This is a genomic window from Roseovarius sp. (assembly GCF_018066915.1).
In the GTDB taxonomy this organism is placed as follows: Bacteria; Pseudomonadota; Alphaproteobacteria; order Rhodobacterales; family Rhodobacteraceae; genus Roseovarius.
In genome coordinates this window covers 1-15,672 of the sequence record NZ_JAGPVV010000342.1, presented here as the reverse complement: position 1 = coordinate 15,672, position 15,672 = coordinate 1, and the positions used below count along the sequence as shown (strand labels likewise).

At 61.2% G+C, this 15,672-nt stretch carries 15 protein-coding genes; 9 read left to right on the top strand and 6 right to left on the bottom strand.

Annotation, left to right across the window (positions count from 1 at the left end; genetic code table 11):
* Nucleotides 1-513, top strand: a 513-nt coding sequence (locus KBT70_RS19005) for an alpha-hydroxy-acid oxidizing protein (protein ID WP_296637839.1), incomplete at its 5' end; no start/stop codon positions are given.
* A 280-nt stretch (nucleotides 514-793) separates the two neighbouring features.
* Here KBT70_RS19005 and KBT70_RS19000 read toward each other — a convergent pair.
* Nucleotides 794-2,137 carry an IS1380-like element ISRssp8 family transposase gene (locus KBT70_RS19000; RefSeq protein ID WP_296637837.1) on the bottom strand — a complete coding sequence of 448 codons (1,344 nt, stop codon included), beginning with the start codon at nucleotides 2,135-2,137 and terminating at the stop codon, nucleotides 794-796.
* Nucleotides 2,138-2,329: 192 nt separating this feature from the next.
* Here KBT70_RS19000 and KBT70_RS18995 point away from each other — a divergent pair, with 192 nt between their 5' ends.
* The 3 genes from KBT70_RS18995 to dctP are packed head-to-tail and all read left to right on the top strand — an operon-like array spanning nucleotide 2,330 to nucleotide 5,250.
* Nucleotides 2,330-2,830 carry a TRAP transporter small permease subunit gene (locus tag KBT70_RS18995; protein ID WP_009820020.1) on the top strand — a complete coding sequence of 167 codons (501 nt, stop codon included), beginning with the start codon at nucleotides 2,330-2,332 and terminating at the stop codon, nucleotides 2,828-2,830.
* Nucleotides 2,820-4,142 carry a TRAP transporter large permease subunit gene (locus tag KBT70_RS18990; protein WP_198134953.1) on the top strand — a complete coding sequence of 441 codons (1,323 nt, stop codon included), beginning with the start codon at nucleotides 2,820-2,822 and terminating at the stop codon, nucleotides 4,140-4,142. Before KBT70_RS18995 ends, KBT70_RS18990 begins: the two co-directional genes overlap by 11 nt.
* 16 nt (nucleotides 4,143-4,158) lie before the next feature.
* Nucleotides 4,159-5,250, top strand: coding sequence for a TRAP transporter substrate-binding protein DctP (gene dctP, locus KBT70_RS18985; protein WP_009820022.1), 1,092 nt, complete (start codon nucleotides 4,159-4,161; stop codon nucleotides 5,248-5,250).
* Between the two features lie 237 nt (nucleotides 5,251-5,487).
* On the opposite strand, the gene KBT70_RS18980 is transcribed toward dctP, so the two are convergent.
* The 5 genes from KBT70_RS18980 to KBT70_RS18960 form a co-directional block, all read right to left on the bottom strand.
* Nucleotides 5,488-8,571 (bottom strand): efflux RND transporter permease subunit, encoded by a 3,084-nt coding sequence (locus KBT70_RS18980; RefSeq protein ID WP_296637831.1) that lies wholly within the window; start codon nucleotides 8,569-8,571, stop codon nucleotides 5,488-5,490.
* A 32-nt stretch (nucleotides 8,572-8,603) separates the two neighbouring features.
* The gene (locus KBT70_RS18975) at nucleotides 8,604-9,752 is read right to left on the bottom strand and encodes an efflux RND transporter periplasmic adaptor subunit (protein WP_151975920.1); all 1,149 of its coding nucleotides are present in this window, start codon (nucleotides 9,750-9,752) and stop codon (nucleotides 8,604-8,606) included.
* The gene (locus KBT70_RS18970) at nucleotides 9,739-10,293 is read right to left on the bottom strand and encodes a TetR/AcrR family transcriptional regulator (protein WP_254699917.1); all 555 of its coding nucleotides are present in this window, start codon (nucleotides 10,291-10,293) and stop codon (nucleotides 9,739-9,741) included. The genes KBT70_RS18975 and KBT70_RS18970 overlap by 14 nt, the downstream gene beginning before the upstream one ends.
* A 142-nt stretch (nucleotides 10,294-10,435) precedes the next feature.
* Nucleotides 10,436-11,017 (bottom strand): TetR/AcrR family transcriptional regulator, encoded by a 582-nt coding sequence (locus tag KBT70_RS18965; RefSeq protein WP_296637830.1) that lies wholly within the window; start codon nucleotides 11,015-11,017, stop codon nucleotides 10,436-10,438.
* A 107-nt stretch (nucleotides 11,018-11,124) separates the two neighbouring features.
* Complete coding sequence (locus tag KBT70_RS18960) at nucleotides 11,125-11,496, bottom strand: helix-turn-helix domain-containing protein (protein WP_074920833.1); 372 nt, start codon at nucleotides 11,494-11,496, stop codon at nucleotides 11,125-11,127.
* Nucleotides 11,497-11,622: 126 nt separating this feature from the next.
* Between KBT70_RS18960 and KBT70_RS18955 the strand changes: the two genes are divergently transcribed.
* The 5 genes from KBT70_RS18955 to KBT70_RS18935 form a co-directional block, all read left to right on the top strand.
* Nucleotides 11,623-12,435 carry a class III extradiol ring-cleavage dioxygenase gene (locus KBT70_RS18955; protein WP_151975919.1) on the top strand — a complete coding sequence of 271 codons (813 nt, stop codon included), beginning with the start codon at nucleotides 11,623-11,625 and terminating at the stop codon, nucleotides 12,433-12,435.
* Nucleotides 12,436-12,467: 32 nt separating this feature from the next.
* The gene (locus KBT70_RS18950; protein WP_009820029.1) at nucleotides 12,468-12,605 is read left to right on the top strand and encodes a hypothetical protein; all 138 of its coding nucleotides are present in this window, start codon (nucleotides 12,468-12,470) and stop codon (nucleotides 12,603-12,605) included.
* A complete protein-coding gene (locus KBT70_RS18945; RefSeq protein ID WP_036050122.1) occupies nucleotides 12,599-13,087 on the top strand; it encodes a luciferase family protein in 489 nt (162 codons plus the stop codon). Before KBT70_RS18950 ends, KBT70_RS18945 begins: the two co-directional genes overlap by 7 nt.
* Before the next feature lie 110 nt (nucleotides 13,088-13,197).
* Nucleotides 13,198-14,265 (top strand): HlyD family efflux transporter periplasmic adaptor subunit, encoded by a 1,068-nt coding sequence (locus KBT70_RS18940; RefSeq protein WP_296637829.1) that lies wholly within the window; start codon nucleotides 13,198-13,200, stop codon nucleotides 14,263-14,265.
* Nucleotides 14,262-15,672, top strand: a 1,411-nt coding sequence (locus KBT70_RS18935; protein ID WP_296637828.1) for an ATP-binding cassette domain-containing protein, incomplete at its 3' end; no start/stop codon positions are given. The genes KBT70_RS18940 and KBT70_RS18935, both read left to right, overlap by 4 nt.

The following is a 15,672-nucleotide window of genomic DNA, read 5'->3' as shown; positions in this document are numbered from 1 at the left end:
AAACTACGGAATTTCGAAACGGCCTCAGCCAAAAGCCTTTCAGCACAGCAGGCATTGCTGTCTCGTCAGATGGACGCCAGCTTTGACTGGAACGATCTGGCCCGCCTGCGTGCGGCATGGCCACGCAAGCTGATCGTCAAGGGTCTGAGCCGGATCGACGACGCGATGCGTTGCCAGAAGCTTGGCGTGGATGCGGTGATTTTGTCGAACCATGGCGGACGGCAGCTGGACGGCGCCGAAGCGCCGGTCCGGCTGGTCGGGCCTGTGTCCGACGTGCTGGATATCCCCGTATTCTTCGACAGCGGTGTGCGCCGTGGCTCTGACGTGGTCAAAGGCCTGTGTCTGGGGGCATCAATGGTGGGTCTGGGCCGAGCGCTACTCTACGCGCTGGCTGCCGAGGGTGAAGCAGGGGCTGACGCGTGCCTTGGGATTGTTGCGGACGAAATCACCCAGACGATGGCTCTCCTCGGGGCACCCATTATTGAAGATTTGGGTCCTGATTTCATGACTTGAATAGTCGTTGGACATGATGCAAAGTTCTGCCCGCTGAAAACTAGATCGTCTGAAGGTGGAGTTTTCCGTTAGATTTCCCTGGCTGGGAGAGGAGCGGAATCGCATGAAAGCATCTAACCCGGATAATTCATGAAGCTGCATTCATGTATTCCTGGGGCCGGTTTCACGGATTTCGGGTCTGTCGCGCGCATCCGATGTTTGCGTCCGGTTTGCTGGCCGGTCGTTGACGTGGTTGTTGGGTAATATGGATTGATGTTCCGGGGGTGTCGGCGCGCGTGCGTCAGGCTGCTTTCGGTGGGGCGAGCGCGTCGAAGAGAAGATGAAGGAGTCCCTTTCGCGGACACGATGTCGGCAGTGTGATGATGATCCGGGTCTTCTTCTCGACGATAGTGGCGGCCAGCTTGACGAGATGCAGCCGCAGCGTGTCGAACTGGGCGCGGCGCCATGGGGATCTCCTTGGACAGGCGGCGCGCAATTTCCACCGGAGCCAGTAGGCGCAATTGTGCAGCATCAGACGCATCTGGTTGGCGTTCGCCTTCGAGCATGATGTTCGGTCTGATGGGAGATGGGTCTTCCATGCCTTGATGTGGTTTTCCGCCTGACCGCGTGCGGAATAGAACTTCTCGTAGAGATGCTTGCCGCGACCGCCCTCGAGATTGGTGACGATGTAGCGGGTATCGCGCCCCATTGGGCCAACCTCGACGCGGGCTATCACGCGGCGCGGTTTCGACCACGACCGGGCCGCGTAGGAAAAGGTCTTGAACCGGCGCAGTTTCTGACCAGGGGTGCGTGTGTAGCGCGCTGCCGTCGATGCCTCCATAGCCGAGATGTTTTGCGCCAGACGGCCGTTCTTTGACAGACCGAAGACATAGCTCAGCCCGAGCCTGTCACACAGGTCCAGAACCTCCGGGGTGCAGTAATGGCCGTCCGCCCGCAGCAGGATTTCCGTCTCGGGCCAATGCCTGGCAATCTGCCGAATCAACCGGCGGATATGGGCCGCGCTCTCGGCTCCCTTGGGCCGGCGGGCCGGGCGCAACAGTATCCCCACGAGCCGGCCTTCACCGTCGAACACGACGATCGGCTGGAAGCCGAACTCGTCGTAGAACGCATTGAACAGGCGCAGGTGCTGGTGGCCATTCACCGCATCAAAGGTATCATCTATATCGAGCACGATCCGGCCTGGAGCGCGCGCAAAGGACTGACAGTAGAACCGGACCATCTCGCGACCCATGTGGATCAGCGCGCGAGTATCGGGCAGGTTTTCCATGCGTGGAATCGTCGGCTGCGAACATAATGCCGCCCCGGTTTCCGGGCCGCGCTCCAGTGCAATCCTGAAGCTGGGATCGTGCCGCAAGGCGTTCGCGTCATTGCCGTCTTCATACCCAGCTGCGATCATCATGATCCGGAAACGGATGATGTCGCACAGGCTATGCTGAACTTTTGCCGGATCGCGCGGATCGCACAGGCAATCTGCAAGCCGCTGCGCCAGACCCGCCTCGCGCTCGATCTCGCGCAGCAGCGTCAGCCCTGCGTCGGAGCTCATGTCTGCGCCGTCAAATCCAAGCAGGACCGGCTTGCCATTGAGGGGTGACAGGCGGGGCGTGGAGCACGTAGATTGGACCATGGCGGGGGTCGTCCTCTCAAAAGCTGCATGTTTGGCGGTAGCACCCAAAACATACAGCATTTCAGATGGTTACGATACCTCCGCCGCCTTCTCGTGAATTATCCGGGCTAAAATAGTTCTTCTTCTCAATTCCTCGCCTTGTATCCTGCCCGTGTCGGGATAGTATGCCGACGCATACTGGCGGAGGAAATCATGATCATTCGCGCCATTGACGGGCTTAACGAAACCATCGGCAGAATCGTCTCTGTGGTGGCGATCGTGTTCGCGGCATTCATCATCTATGACGTATTCATGCGTTACGTGCTCAACGATCCGACTCGCTGGGCGTTTGATGTCACAAAGCAGATGTTCGGCTTCTACTTTGTGCTGCTCGGCGGCTATGCGCTGCGGCATCAGGCGCATGTGCGGGTGGATCTGCTGACCGCCAATCTGTCCGAGACCCCGGCCCGTATTGTCGATGCTCTGGGCTATCTGATCTTCTTCTTTCCCTTCGCCTGGGTGTTCACGACCCGCTCCTATGAATTTGCGATGCGGTCCTATGCGCAGGGTGAAACCACCTATGGCTCGGTGCAATTGCCCGTCTATCCGCTCAAGATGGCGATGGCTGCGGCGGCGGCCCTGCTCTTGTTGCAGGGGATCGCAGAGGTTCTGAAACTCGTATTAAATCGTCAGGAGGTGCGCAGTGACGCCTGAAGTCATCGCCCTGTGCATGTTCGGCCTGCTGCTGCTTGGCCTCTTCATGGGCCATCCGCTGGCCTTTGTGCTGGGCGGCACCGCCGTTCTGGGCGCGCTGATCGCGGGCAAGCCGATGGTGCTGGGCATCGTCATCAATCGCATCTTCGGCGATGTGCTGGATAATTTCACGCTGATTGCCATTCCACTGTTCGTGCTGATGGCCCGGTTTCTCTCGGACAGCGGCGTCACCGACCGAATGTTCGAATCCCTCCGGCTGATGATGTCCAATGTGCGCGGCGGTCTAGCACTGGCGGTCGTGTTCATCTCGATCCTCTTGGCGGCGACCACCGGCATCATCGGCGCCTCAATCACCGTGATGGGCGTCATGGCCCTGCGCCCGATGCTGCAATATGGTTATAGCCCGACGCTTACCACCGGCGTCATCGCGGCCTCGGGCTGCCTCGGCATTCTCATTCCGCCCTCTATCATGCTCATCCTGATGGCCAGCTACTCACCGCTCTCGGTAGGCGAACTGTTTGCCGGTGCAATGATCCCCGGCATGTTGCTCGGACTGCTCTACGCCGTCTGGGTTGTGATCGTGGCCTTCGTGCGCCCCGATATGGCCCCCGCCGTTGAGCCGGACGAAAAGGTCAGCCGCAGCGCCCTGCTCAAGATGCTGGCGATTGAGGCCGTACCGCCCCTGGTGCTGATCCTCGGCATCCTCGGCTCGCTCCTGGCGGGCATTGCCACGGCAACAGAGGCCTCTGCCATCGGGGCCGCGCTGGCGCTGCTGATCGTGATCTTTCGCGGCAAGTTCAGATTGACCAGCTTCTACGGCGCAATGCTGGAGACCGGGCGCACCTCAGCGATGATCCTCTTCATCGTGATCGGGGCGACCGCCTTTACCGGCGTGTTCAACATCACCGGCGGGTTGCGTGCCACTCAGGAAATCATCCGGGGCATGGATATGGAGCCGTGGATGCTCATTACGATGATGCTGTTCATCGTGTTCATTTTGGGCGCTTTCCTCGATTGGACGGGGATTGTCTTGCTTTCCTTCCCGATCTTTCTGCCCATCGTGCAAGAGATGGATGTCAGCCTCTTGTGGTTTGTTGTTCTCATGTCGGTGGTGTTGCAGACCTCGTTTCTGACGCCGCCTTTTGGCTATGCCTTGTTCTATCTGCGCGCCATCGCGCCCAAGTCGGTCAAAACCTCACAGATCATCATCGGGGTGTTACCCTTCATTGGTCTCATCCTGATCATGTGCCTCGGCGTAGCCATCTTTCCGCAACTGGTCACTTGGCTGCCAGAGACGCTCTACACCAAGTAAAACAAGGAGACTACCCATGCTGAAGAAGACTTCTCTCGTGACCGGCCTCGCCCTGGCAGCAGGGATTGCGACGCAATCTGCCGCGCAGGAAAGCTGGACCATGACAACCACATGGCCCAGCTCTCTGGAGCTGATCGAGATCGACAAGCATTTCGTCGACCTCGCCAACAAGCTGACCGGCGATGCCCTGACCATCGAATTTTTCGAGGGCGGTGCGCTCGTGCCCGCAGGCGAAGTGTTTGGTGCGGTGGAATCCGGCACCATTCAGGCAGGCGGGGATTGGCCGGGCTATTGGGCAGGCCGCGATTCGGCGTTCTCCCCCTTGGCAACCACTGCCAGCCTCTTCAACGCCATCGACTACGTCAACTGGATCGAACAATGGGGCGGTGCCGATCTCTATAACGAGATCTACGGCAAATTCGGCATGGTCTACCTGCCCTACGGCGTGACCAACAACGAATCCGGTTTCCGTACCAATGAGGCCATCGTGACCCTTGAAGATCTGCAAGGCAAACGCCTGCGCCTGTCCGGTCTGGAACAGGGTCGCCTGCTCGAAAAACTCGGCGGCAATCAGGTCTCCATGGCCGGTGGCGAAATCTATCAGTCGCTGGAACGCGGCGTGATTGACGGCGCAGAATTCTCGACCCCCAATGTCGATTTTTCCGGCGGCTTCCATCAGGTGACCAAGTTCTGGGCCACTCCGGGCTGGCATCAGTCGGCTTCGGTCTTTGGCGTGATGATCAACAAGGCCTCGTGGGATGCGCTCTCGCCTGAAACGCAGGAGGATCTGAAAATCGCGGCTCAGGCCAATCTGATCTGGTCGCTTTCCTTTACCGAAAAGCGCGCCACCGAGGCCTATCAGCAGTTCAAGGACGCTGGCATCGAGATCACCCGCTACGACGACGAGACTTTGGCGCGTGTGCAGGAACTCGCCAATGAGGTGATCATCGAGACCGCCTGCGAAAACCCCGCCTCGGCCAAGGTCTATCTCAGCCAGCTCGAATATCTGGCCGATTACGCCAAATGGCGCGATGCGTCCGCCCCCTTCAATCTGGGTCGGTCGCCTAATGGGCCGGACATCGAAGCCATCCGCGCCTGCGCCAACTGATACACCGAGATCAACCGGAAGGCCCGCCATCCCTGGTGGGCCTTTTGCGTATACTGCGAACGGACCGCTTTGCGGCGACATTCTCTTTTCCGGGCGCAGCTGACCTTCGAACAAGCACGAAATGTTGATGGTCTAAGGAAAAGATCGCCCGCCTTCGCCACGATTTAGAAGCTGGCGTTAAGCTACAAGCGCATTTTGTTCAAGGGGCGGTTCTACCCACTTGAAGCGTGAATCACTTCAGCCAGAGGCTGTCCCGGTTTTCGAGTCGGCGCTTTCGTCTTTTGGTGGACGGATACGGAAAAGGAGTGCGTACAGCACCGGCACGGCGACAAGGGTCAGTACCGAGGCAAAGGCGAGGCCACCCATGATCGTGACCGCCATCGACGCAAAGAAGGCGTCCGGCAGGAGCGGGATCATGCCAAAGATCGTTGTGCCGGCGGCCAGCACGACAGGGCGCAGACGGCTGACAGAGCCGTCGATTACCGCCTTGTAATCCGGCACACCGTCCGCGCGCTGCACGTCGATCTCTTCGACCAGAACGATCGCGTTCTTCATCAGCATCCCCGAAAGCGACAAAAAGCCGAGCAGGGCCGTGAAAGTGAAAGGCAGGCCTGTGAAGAGCAGCCCGAGCACCATGCCTGTCACTGACATCGGCACGACAAGCCACAGGATGAGCGGCTGGCGAACCTTGTTGAACATCAGGATCGAGATCGTCAGCATGACAAGAAAGCTGAGGGGAAGCTGCTTGCCAAGGCTGGTCTGGGCGTCGGTGGAGCTTTCATACTGCCCGCCCCATTCCATGCTGTAGCCCTCGGGAAGCGGGAGGGCCTCGATCTCGGTGCGCACGCTTTTGAAGGCCTCATCCGCCGTGAGATCCCCCCGTGCGCCGCCAAGGGCGGTGATGGTGCGTTCACGGTTGCGCCGGTGAATGAGCGCCTCCACGAGGCGCGGCTCGAACCGTTCCACAAGGTTGGCCATGGGAACGTAGGCGCCAGCTCCATCGGACCAGGCCGACAGGTCACGAACGCGGTCGATTCCGTCGCGTTCGTTCGCAGGCAGCCGCAGGTGGATCGGGATGACCTCGTCGCCTTCGCGCAATTCACCGACTCGCAAGCCCGAGGTTCCGTAGCGGACGGTATCGGAGATCGCGCTGCGCGAGGTCCCGGCCAGCCGCATCCGCGACTCGTCAACGATCGGCTCGATCAGGATCTCGCGCTGCCGCCAATTGGTGCGTGAATTGGTGATTGTGCCTGCGGCCGCGTATATCCGGGTTGCATCATCGGCGAGTTGGCGCAGAATGACCGGATCGGCACCGGAGAAGCGGACCGCCACATCGGCACCGGAGGGCGGGCCGAAAACGAGTTCTTCGACCCGGACAAGCGCGTTGGGAAATGCGGCGGGCAGATCGCGGTTCAACCGATTGGCCATGGCCGGGATCGCCTCGGCGTCGGCCACCCGGACGATCAGCTGGCCATAGCTGGCATCCGCCTGCTCCGGGCTGTAGGTCAGCATGAAGCGGCTTGCGCCACGTCCCACCAGGGTCGTCACATCCGTCACGCCCTCCTCGGCCAGGAACATCTGTTCAAGTCGCCGCATTTCACGGTCGGTGACGTTGATGTCAGTGCCTTGCGGCATCTGGAATTCGACATAGAAGAGCGGGGTATTTGACGCCGGGAAAAAGGCCTGCTTGACCTGCCCGAAGGCCATCACCGACACAACTGTGATTCCCACGATTATAAGCACAACCAGCACACGGGCGCGCAGCACGAGCCAGAGCATCCCGCGATAGATCCCGTAGAACGCGCCCTTGTAGGGATCGTCCGAGGTGTTTTTTGGGGCCTTGAGCAGCAGCTTGCCGAGATAGGGCGTGACCGTGACGGCCAGAATCCAGCTCATCAGCAGCGAGATGGTGATCACCGCGAAAAGCGAGAACAGGAACTCGCCCGTGGCATCCGGCGACAGGCCGATCCCGGAAAATGCCATGATCCCGATCACGGTGGCCCCAAGCAGCGGAATGGACGTGGAACTTTCGGTCTCGGCGGCGGCTTTTTCCGCACTCTTTCCGCGCGCCATGCCGATTACCATCCCTTCGGTGATCACGATGGCGTTGTCCACCAGCATCCCCATCGCAATGATCAGGGCGCCAAGGCTGATCCGCTCCATTGCGATCCCGAACACCGACATGAAGAACAGTGTCACGAAAACCGTAAGCCCGAGGGTCGCGCCCACCACGAGACCCGCGCGCCAGCCCATTGTCAGTATAAGCGCCCCGACAACGATGGCAACCGACATCGCAAGGCTCAGAAGAAAGCTGGAGACGGCCTGATCAACGACGACGTGCTGTTCGTAGATCGGCGTGATCTCGACACCTTCGGGCAACTCAGCCTTCAACTTCTCAAGCCGAGCGGCAGCCGCCGCGCCAACCTCGACCACGTTTCGGTTTGTCAGCGCCGACACCCCGAGGGTGAAGGCCGCGGTGCCGTTCTGCCGGATGATCTGACTGGGCTGTTCCGCCTCGTCGCGGGCGACGCGGGCAATATCATGGATCGCGACCTGCCCGACCTCTCCGGCCGCGCCAAGCCGCAACTCCTCGATCCCTTCGGGGGTCACATAACCTGGCGGCACGGACAGTCCTATCCGGGCCGGCCCCTCGGTGATCTCGCCATTATCGAAGACGAGGTTCTCGTCGTTCAGCACGCTCAGAACCTGGTTGGGCGGAAGGCCCAGCTCTGTCAGGCGCGCGGATGGAATCGAGATCGTGATCACCTCTTCGGTGAGGCCCTGAACCTCGACCTTGGCGACACCGTCCACGGTCACTAGGCCCAGCCGCAATTTCGTGGCCAGATCCCGCTCTTCGCGCGGGCTCAGACCTTCGGTTTTCACCGCGTAGAACATGCCGTAAACGGCGCCGAAATCGTCGTTGACGATGGGCGCGCGCGCGCCTTCGGGAAGCTCCCCCTCCACGTCGCGGATGCGCAGGCGCATCTCGTCCCAGACTTGCGGAATCTCATCCGGGCCATATGTGCCCTCGATCTCCACGGTGATTTGCGCCATGCCCGGCATCGACTTGGATTCGACCCGGTCAAGCTGCTTCATCTGCTGCAGCGCGTTTTCGATGACGTCAGAGACCTCTTCCTCGACCTCGACTGCTGTCGCGCCGGGATACGGCACAAAGACGAGTGCGGTCTTGAGCGTGAAACTCGGGTCTTCAAGGCGGCCCACCGTGTTCAGTCCCCAATACCCGCCAAGAAGGCAAAAGAGAATGAGGAGCCAGACCGCGACGGGCCGCTGGATGCTTGCGCCTGAAATGCTGAATGCCATGGATCTGTTCGTGTCCTGTCAAGGGGGCGGGATCAGAGCCCCGAAACCGTCACGGTCTGATTGTCCCGAAGTCGCCACCACCCGCCGGAAACGATCAATTCATCGCCCTCCAGACCTTCGAGAACCACGATCTCGTTATCGACGGGCAGCCCCAAGCGGATCGTCTGGCGTGTGACCTGTCCCGACTGTTCGTCGTAGATCCAGACTGAAGGCTCGGTTCGGCTTGAGGTATCGATCGCCGAAACCGGGACCATGACGGACTGTGCACTGGCTTCGGCGGCTGCGTTTGAAAGACGCACCCTGGCCGTCATCCCGGGCAGAAGACGCGAATCGACATCGCCCGTGATTGCGAATTCCACATCATAGGTCTGCGCCGTGCTGTTCGCATCGGTTGCAAAGGACCGAAGCACGAGCGGTGCCGTGTAGCCAGGCACCGCCGGAAAACTCGCCACGAGATCGAAAGCGTCGGGCGCGCTTCGTGCGACGGCCGCCAGTTCTTCCGGCAGAGAAATCAGGATCCTTAACTCGCTGACGTCCTGAAGACGTGCCACCGATGCCGCCGAGGTGACGTTGACATAATCTTCTATGAATGTGCGTGCCACGATCGCGTCGAAAGGCGCGACGATCTGCGTCTGGGAGAGGCGTCGCTCGGCCTCGCGCAGCGCAACTTCCGCCTGCGCGTATTCGGCGCGGGCGGTTTCAAGCCGGGATTCCGCAGCAACGCCCCGTTCGGCAAGACTCGCTGCGCGGTTGATCTCGGACTCAGCAAGGACGAAGGCCGCCCGCGCCCGATCCACGGCGAGTTCGAAATCGACCGGATCGAGCGCCGCGATCAGATCGCCCTTGCTGATCTTGTCACCCGGTTCCACCTCAAGGCGCAGGACCTGTCCGGACACCTGAAACGCGATGTCCACGGTGCGGGCCGGCACGACCCGTCCGGCAACGGTGCGACCGCGCGTAACGGTCCGGCGCGTTGCTCGGGTCACCTCGACCACGACCTCCTTGTCGGACGCGCCCGCCTGGCTTGTTTCGGCACCAGGTTCACTCGACTCCTGGCCTGTCTGGGCCAGCACTTCGCCCAAGGACACAGGAAGAAAGGACACCATCAGGAGTGCCGCCCCCGCCACAGCAATAACCGCAGCGATCCCCTTCCAGCTTTTGTCTTTTTTACTTGAGATCATCGATCAGGGCCCTCAATCGTTCGATGACGCGTTCTCTGGTGTCCGCACCGCCATCCGGTAGCTTCAACAGCTTCTGGAAACGCAGCCCCTGGATTGCCCAAAAGGCCACCATGGCACCCGGCGCGTCTTGTGTATCGGACAGGATACGCCCGAGGTCGTCGGTCAATTCCGCCCGCAGCGGATCGAGCAGTTGCGGATCTGATGCAGCGGTCGCGAGGATCGCCATCGACAGGTCACCATCCACCTCTTCCGACTGTAGAACCGTTTCGAGATGGCCCCGGAGCGTGCGTGCGGGGTGCCGCTCGGGCACGCTCTCGAGCAATTCGCGGTGCTCGGCCAGCATCTGCGCCAACAAGCCAGACAGCAGCGCTTTCTTGGTCGGGTAATTGTAAAGCAAGCCGCCCTTGCTCAGGCCGGCCTCCTTCGCGACCGCCTCGATCGTGATCCTGCCCGCGCCCTCACGGGTGGCAATCGCACGCGCCGCTGAAAGTATCCTGCGCGAGGCGTTTCTGCATTCTGAAGGGGGCATGGGCTTGCTCAAACTATACCGTCCGGTCGGTTTATGTTACGTGGGAGTTAGTCTGTGGGTCGGTCCGGGTCAAGAATTCAATCTCATCTGATCCGGCACGGCGCTCGATAGCGCCCGCAGAAGTACGAGAAGGCAATCCATTGACCACGCCACTTCAAGAGGCATCGCGTCCGCCATATGCCCCCAAAAACGCATCAACCGCCCGTCTTGAGTGCTCAGACACATCGATAGGCTGATCGACGGCCAGCAATTGCGGCATGATAACGCCAGATACAGAGAGATGAATAAATTGAGCAGAGGCGTTTTGGACGTTTTTCACGTCCAGTGATTTCGTCTCATGCAAATTTCTGAGTATTTGCGCGACGATCCTGATGGCACGCCTCGGACCTGCGTTCATGTATATTTCACCTGCCTCCGGCAGAACCGAAACCGCGCCGATGCAAACGCGCAGGAGGCGCATATAGTCATCATCCATGACCAACCCGATCATCCGCCGAGAGAGTTCTTCCAGCATGCTCCGCGCATCATTCTGGCTTGTAAGCGGACGGCAGATTTCCTCTGAAAGGCTGTCGCACTCGGATTGCAAGACGCTCAAAAAGAGTTTGTCCTTGCTTGGAAAATGCGCATAGAGGGTTGCCTTCGACACCTTGGCTTCTTCGGCAATCGCATCGACGCTGGCACCTTCAAAACCGCACTTCAGGAATACCTCTCTGGCTCCTTTCAGCACATCGGCCACTTTACTTTCCCGCATGGCGATCACCTGATTCCAAAACGTGATATCGAATGCACGGCGCAACCTGTCTGACCGCGCTCACAGGCAGAAGCCGGGTGGCGCAGCCTAACTCACAAACGCGAGTTTGGTGAAGCGGCCCCGCCCAAGTCATCACCTTCAAATACCCCCTCGGTCTTCCATCGTTCCGCGATCTCGCCCATTGCGTCGAGAACGCCGCGCAGGTCGTTGCCGCGCGGCGTCAGGCCATAGGTGACCGCAGGCGGGATCGTCTCGGCCTGTTCGCGCCAGACGACCCCGGCGCGCTGAAGCATCCGCAGCCGCTCGGTCAGCATTCGGGTCGATATTCCCGGCACGGCGCGTTTCAGAACCCCGAATCTTTGTGGCCCCTGATCGCTCAGCACCCAGATGATGTGGGTTGTCCACGGTCCCATGAGCAGACGCAGGATCGAATCCATCGGGCATTGTGGCGGCGTTCTGGGCATGGGATCGGCTCGATTTTATAGTTACTTTTTCGTCCCTACTTTAAATAACGACACAACTCAACTACTCCTTATCCATACAACGAAAGGCAAGGTCTCGAATGGCCTGACCGGTGAGGATGATGCAACATGACCCGTATGCCCACGATGTTCATTCCCCATGGCGGCGGCCCGTGTTTCTTCATGGACTGGAATCCGCCCGATGAATGGGACCGGCACCGGAAATTCCTGGAGGATCTGCCTGCCACATTGCCCGAACGTCCCCGCGCGCTTCTGGTGATTTCGGGCCACTGGGAGGAACCCGCCTTCACCGTGCAAACCAATCCCGCGCCACCGCTTCTGTTCGATTACCGCGGCTTTCCACCGCACACTTATGAATTAACGTGGCCCGCCCCCGGCGATCTGGCGCTGGCAGACAGGGTGCATGAGCTGACCCGCGCCGCCGGGTTTGCCGCTGCGAAGGATGCCACGCGCGGGTTTGACCACGGCGTTTTCGTGCCGCTCAAGGTCGCCTTTCCCGATGCCGACATTCGCTGTGTCCAGCTTTCGGTTGCCAGCGATCTCGACCCCGCGCGCCACATTGCGCTTGGCCGTGCCCTGGCCCCCCTGCGCGACGAGGGCGTGCTGATCCTCGGCAGCGGCAACACCTATCACAACATGTCCGTGCTGATGCAGAGCCTGCGTGGCGGGGCGCGAGACGACATCGTTGGCGGCGCGTTCGATGCCTGGCTGACCGAGGCCGTGACCTGCCCCGATCCCGAGGAACGCAACCGCAGGCTTGCGCGCTGGTCCGATGCCCCGGGCGGCCGCGAGGCCCATCCGCGCGAAGAGCACCTGATCCCGCTGCACGTTGTGGCGGGCGCAGCAGGCGCGGACATTGGGCGCAAGACGCTAGAAGACCCCGTTATGGGCGCTGTCGAAAGCGCCTTTCGGTTCGGTTGAGTTGAAAAGACACGAAAGGAGCACCACGAAAAATGCCCGACATCACCGGACCCAAGCCGGTCAGCCCTGCCAAGATCGCCGGCAGGGAAATTCCCCATGTCCCGACCATGCGCGCCGCCCTGGTAAAGGCGATGAAGGAACACGACCTGCCGGAGGCGATACCGTGCTGAAGATACCGCCGCGCGAGGGGCCTAGGCCTGCGACCACGCCTTGTGCCCCGCATACCCAGATTTCCCAGAACCCGGATGCCGCAACGGTTCGGGCGTTCAGGGAACGGGCCTTTGATTTTCCCTTTGTCATCCGCCAGCCCTCGATGATCTCGGTGCCGGGCGCAGAGGCGCTCTGCCTCGAACACGGGCGCGGATGCGGTTGCCGTGAGGCGTTCATGGTCGGCAGGGAATTCGCCCATGTCCATCCACCGCAGGACGGCAGCCTGCACATGATGCTGCCCGAGGACGCAGTGCCGAAAATCATTGATCTGGGCTGGGCAGAACCGCATCCGATGGCCGCGGCGGGCATGATCCCGCCAACCGCTGTCATGGTCTATGCGCCCAGAAACGCAGCAGAAATCGAAACCGTTCTCGGCCTTCTGGGCCTGTCCTATGACTTTGCCAGTGGTCGGCTCGGACGGGTGGACAACGTCGTTCTGTGACGGGATGCGCCGTTCAATCCGGTTGTGAAGCCCTATGCGGATGATCTAGGGTTCAAGCGCGTCGCAAGAACAATAAGGACGCCCGAATCATCACAGCAAGCGAGTATACAGTGGCAAAACCCAGCCCCGTTATCATAGCCGCGATCGTCATCGCTGTCGCCGTATCCGGCTTTTTGCTCTGGCAAAGCACCCGCTCCGATATGGACGCGGAAGGATTCGCGCGCGGCAACGGGCGGATCGAAGCGGTCGAAATCGACGTTGCGGCCAAGCTGCCCGGGCGGATTGACACCGTGCTTGTGAACGAAGGGGAACTCGTCGCGGCGGGCGCGCTGCTGGCCGAGCTCGACACGCGGCAATTGCAGGCCAATCGCAACCAGATGGTGGCAGAACTGCGCCGCGCCGAAATCGCCGTGGAAAACGCTACGCTGCTTGTCGAACAGCGCGCGGCCGAAGTGCGCGCGGCCGAGGCCGTTCTGGAACAGCGCCGCGCGGAGGAGGATGTCGCGCGGCGCCAGTATGAGCGCTCCGAGTCTCTGACGCAGAACAGCATCACATCCGAACGGCAGTTCGAGATCGATCGGGCCAATGCCTTTGGCGCCGCGGCGGCGGTTGCCTCGGCAGAGGCGTCGCTTGCGGCGGCGCGGGCCGGGGTCTCTTCGGCGAAAGCCTCGGTCATTGGGGCCGAAGCTTCGGTGACCGCGGCCCGGGCGACGATCGAGGCAATCGACGTGCAGATTGAGGACAGCACATTGAAAGCGCCGCGTGCCGGACGGGTGCAATATATCGTCGCGCGTGCGGGCGAAGTCGTGGGTGCCGGCGGGCGCGTTGTCAACATGGTGGACCTCAACGACGTTTACATGACGTTTTTCCTTCCGACGGCGGATGCGGGGCGTATCGGGCTGGGAACCGAGGTGCGTTTGCTGCTGGATGCGGCACCCGGCATCGTCATCCCCGCGCACGTTTCCTTCGTGTCGGACGTGGCGCAGTTCACGCCCAAGACGGTCGAGACGGAAATCGAGCGCGAGAAGCTGATGTTCAGGGTGCGGGCCAGGATCGCGCCGGAGCTGCTGGGAAAGCACCTCGATCAGGTCAAGACCGGGCTTCCCGGCGTCGCCTGGGTGCGGCTTGACCCGACCGCGCCCTGGCCGGCTGAGGCGCAGGGGCAGGTGCTGGAATGACCGATTCCATGCCCGTGGTGCATGCCGAGGGGCTCTCGCTCCGCTATGGCAAGACCCGGGCCGTGGACGATGTTTCAATCGATCTGCCGACAGGCCGTTCCGTCGGCGTCATAGGGCCGGACGGCGTGGGAAAGTCGAGCCTTCTGGCGCTGATCGTCGGGGCGCGGCGGATGCAGGAAGGGCGGCTGGAGGTGCTGGGCGGCGACATGGCGCGCGCCGGGCATCGCGCGCGGATCGCCCCGCGCATCGCCTATATGCCGCAGGGGCTGGGCCGGAACCTTTACCCGACGCTTTCGGTCCGCGAGAATGTCGATTTTTTCGGACGTCTTTTTGGCGAGGGCGCACAGGAACGCGCGCAGCGGATCGACGAACTGCTCAGGGCGACCGGTCTTGCCCCTTTTGCCGCCCGCGCGGCGGCCAAGCTTTCGGGCGGGATGAAGCAGAAACTGGGCCTTTGCTGCGCGCTGATCCACGATCCCGATCTTCTGGTTCTCGATGAGCCGACCACTGGCGTCGATCCGCTGTCGCGGCGCGAATTCTGGGCCCTGATCGACCGCATCCGCGCTGATCGTCCGGGCATGAGCCTGCTGGTATCAAGCGCCTATATGGAAGAGGCCGCGCGCTTCGATTACCTCGTGGCGATGGACGCGGGCAAGGTTCTGGCGACCGGCAGCCCGGCCGAAATTCTCGAGCGCACCGGTGCCGCTGATCTGGATGCGGCCTTCATCGCACTTCTGCCCGAGGAAAAACGCAGCCGCCATAAAGACCTGAGCATACCGCCGCGCGATCCGGCATCTGACGGGGAAAACGTCATCGAGGCCGAGAACCTTACCGTGCGGTTTGGCGATTTCACAGCTGTGGACCAGGTGAGCTTTCGCATCAAGCGGGGCGAGATCTTCGGCTTTCTGGGCTCCAACGGGTGCGGCAAGACCACCACCATGAAGGCGCTGACCGGGCTGCTGGATCCGAGTGACGGCACCACGAAGATTTACGGTCGCAAGGTCGATGCCCATGACATGGCCACCCGCAAGCGCATCGGCTACATGACGCAATCCTTCTCGCTTTATTCCGAGCTGACGGTGCGGCAGAACCTTGATCTGCACGGGCAGCTTTTCGACATGACATCCGCAGAGATCGTGCCGCGGATCGCGGAACTCGCTGAGCGGTTCGATCTTGAAGACGTGCTCGACAGCCTGCCGATGCGCCTGCCGCTGGGTATTCGTCAGCGCCTGTCGCTGGCGGTCGCGCTGATCCATCGCCCCGAAATCCTGATCCTAGACGAGCCGACATCGGGGGTGGACCCTGTGGCGCGCGATATCTTCTGGCAATCGCTGATAGATCTGTCCCGAAACGATGGCGTGACGATCTTCATCTCCACCCATTACATGGCCGAGGCCACGCGCTGCG

What these genes read in the sequence shown, in the direction of transcription:
- KBT70_RS18995 (WP_009820020.1), top strand. Translation starts at nt 2,330, where the DNA reads ATGATCATTCGCGCCATTGACGGGCTTAACGAAACCATCGGCAGAATC.
- dctP (WP_009820022.1), top strand. Translation starts at nt 4,159, where the DNA reads ATGCTGAAGAAGACTTCTCTCGTGACCGGCCTCGCCCTGGCAGCAGGG.
- KBT70_RS18955 (WP_151975919.1), top strand. Translation starts at nt 11,623, where the DNA reads ATGACCCGTATGCCCACGATGTTCATTCCCCATGGCGGCGGCCCGTGT.
- KBT70_RS18950 (WP_009820029.1), top strand. Translation starts at nt 12,468, where the DNA reads ATGCCCGACATCACCGGACCCAAGCCGGTCAGCCCTGCCAAGATCGCC.
- KBT70_RS18975 (WP_151975920.1), bottom strand. Translation starts at nt 9,752, where the DNA reads ATGATCTCAAGTAAAAAAGACAAAAGCTGGAAGGGGATCGCTGCGGTT.
- KBT70_RS18980 (WP_296637831.1), bottom strand. Translation starts at nt 8,571, where the DNA reads ATGGCATTCAGCATTTCAGGCGCAAGCATCCAGCGGCCCGTCGCGGTC.
- KBT70_RS18960 (WP_074920833.1), bottom strand. Translation starts at nt 11,496, where the DNA reads ATGCCCAGAACGCCGCCACAATGCCCGATGGATTCGATCCTGCGTCTG.
- KBT70_RS19000 (WP_296637837.1), bottom strand. Translation starts at nt 2,137, where the DNA reads ATGGTCCAATCTACGTGCTCCACGCCCCGCCTGTCACCCCTCAATGGC.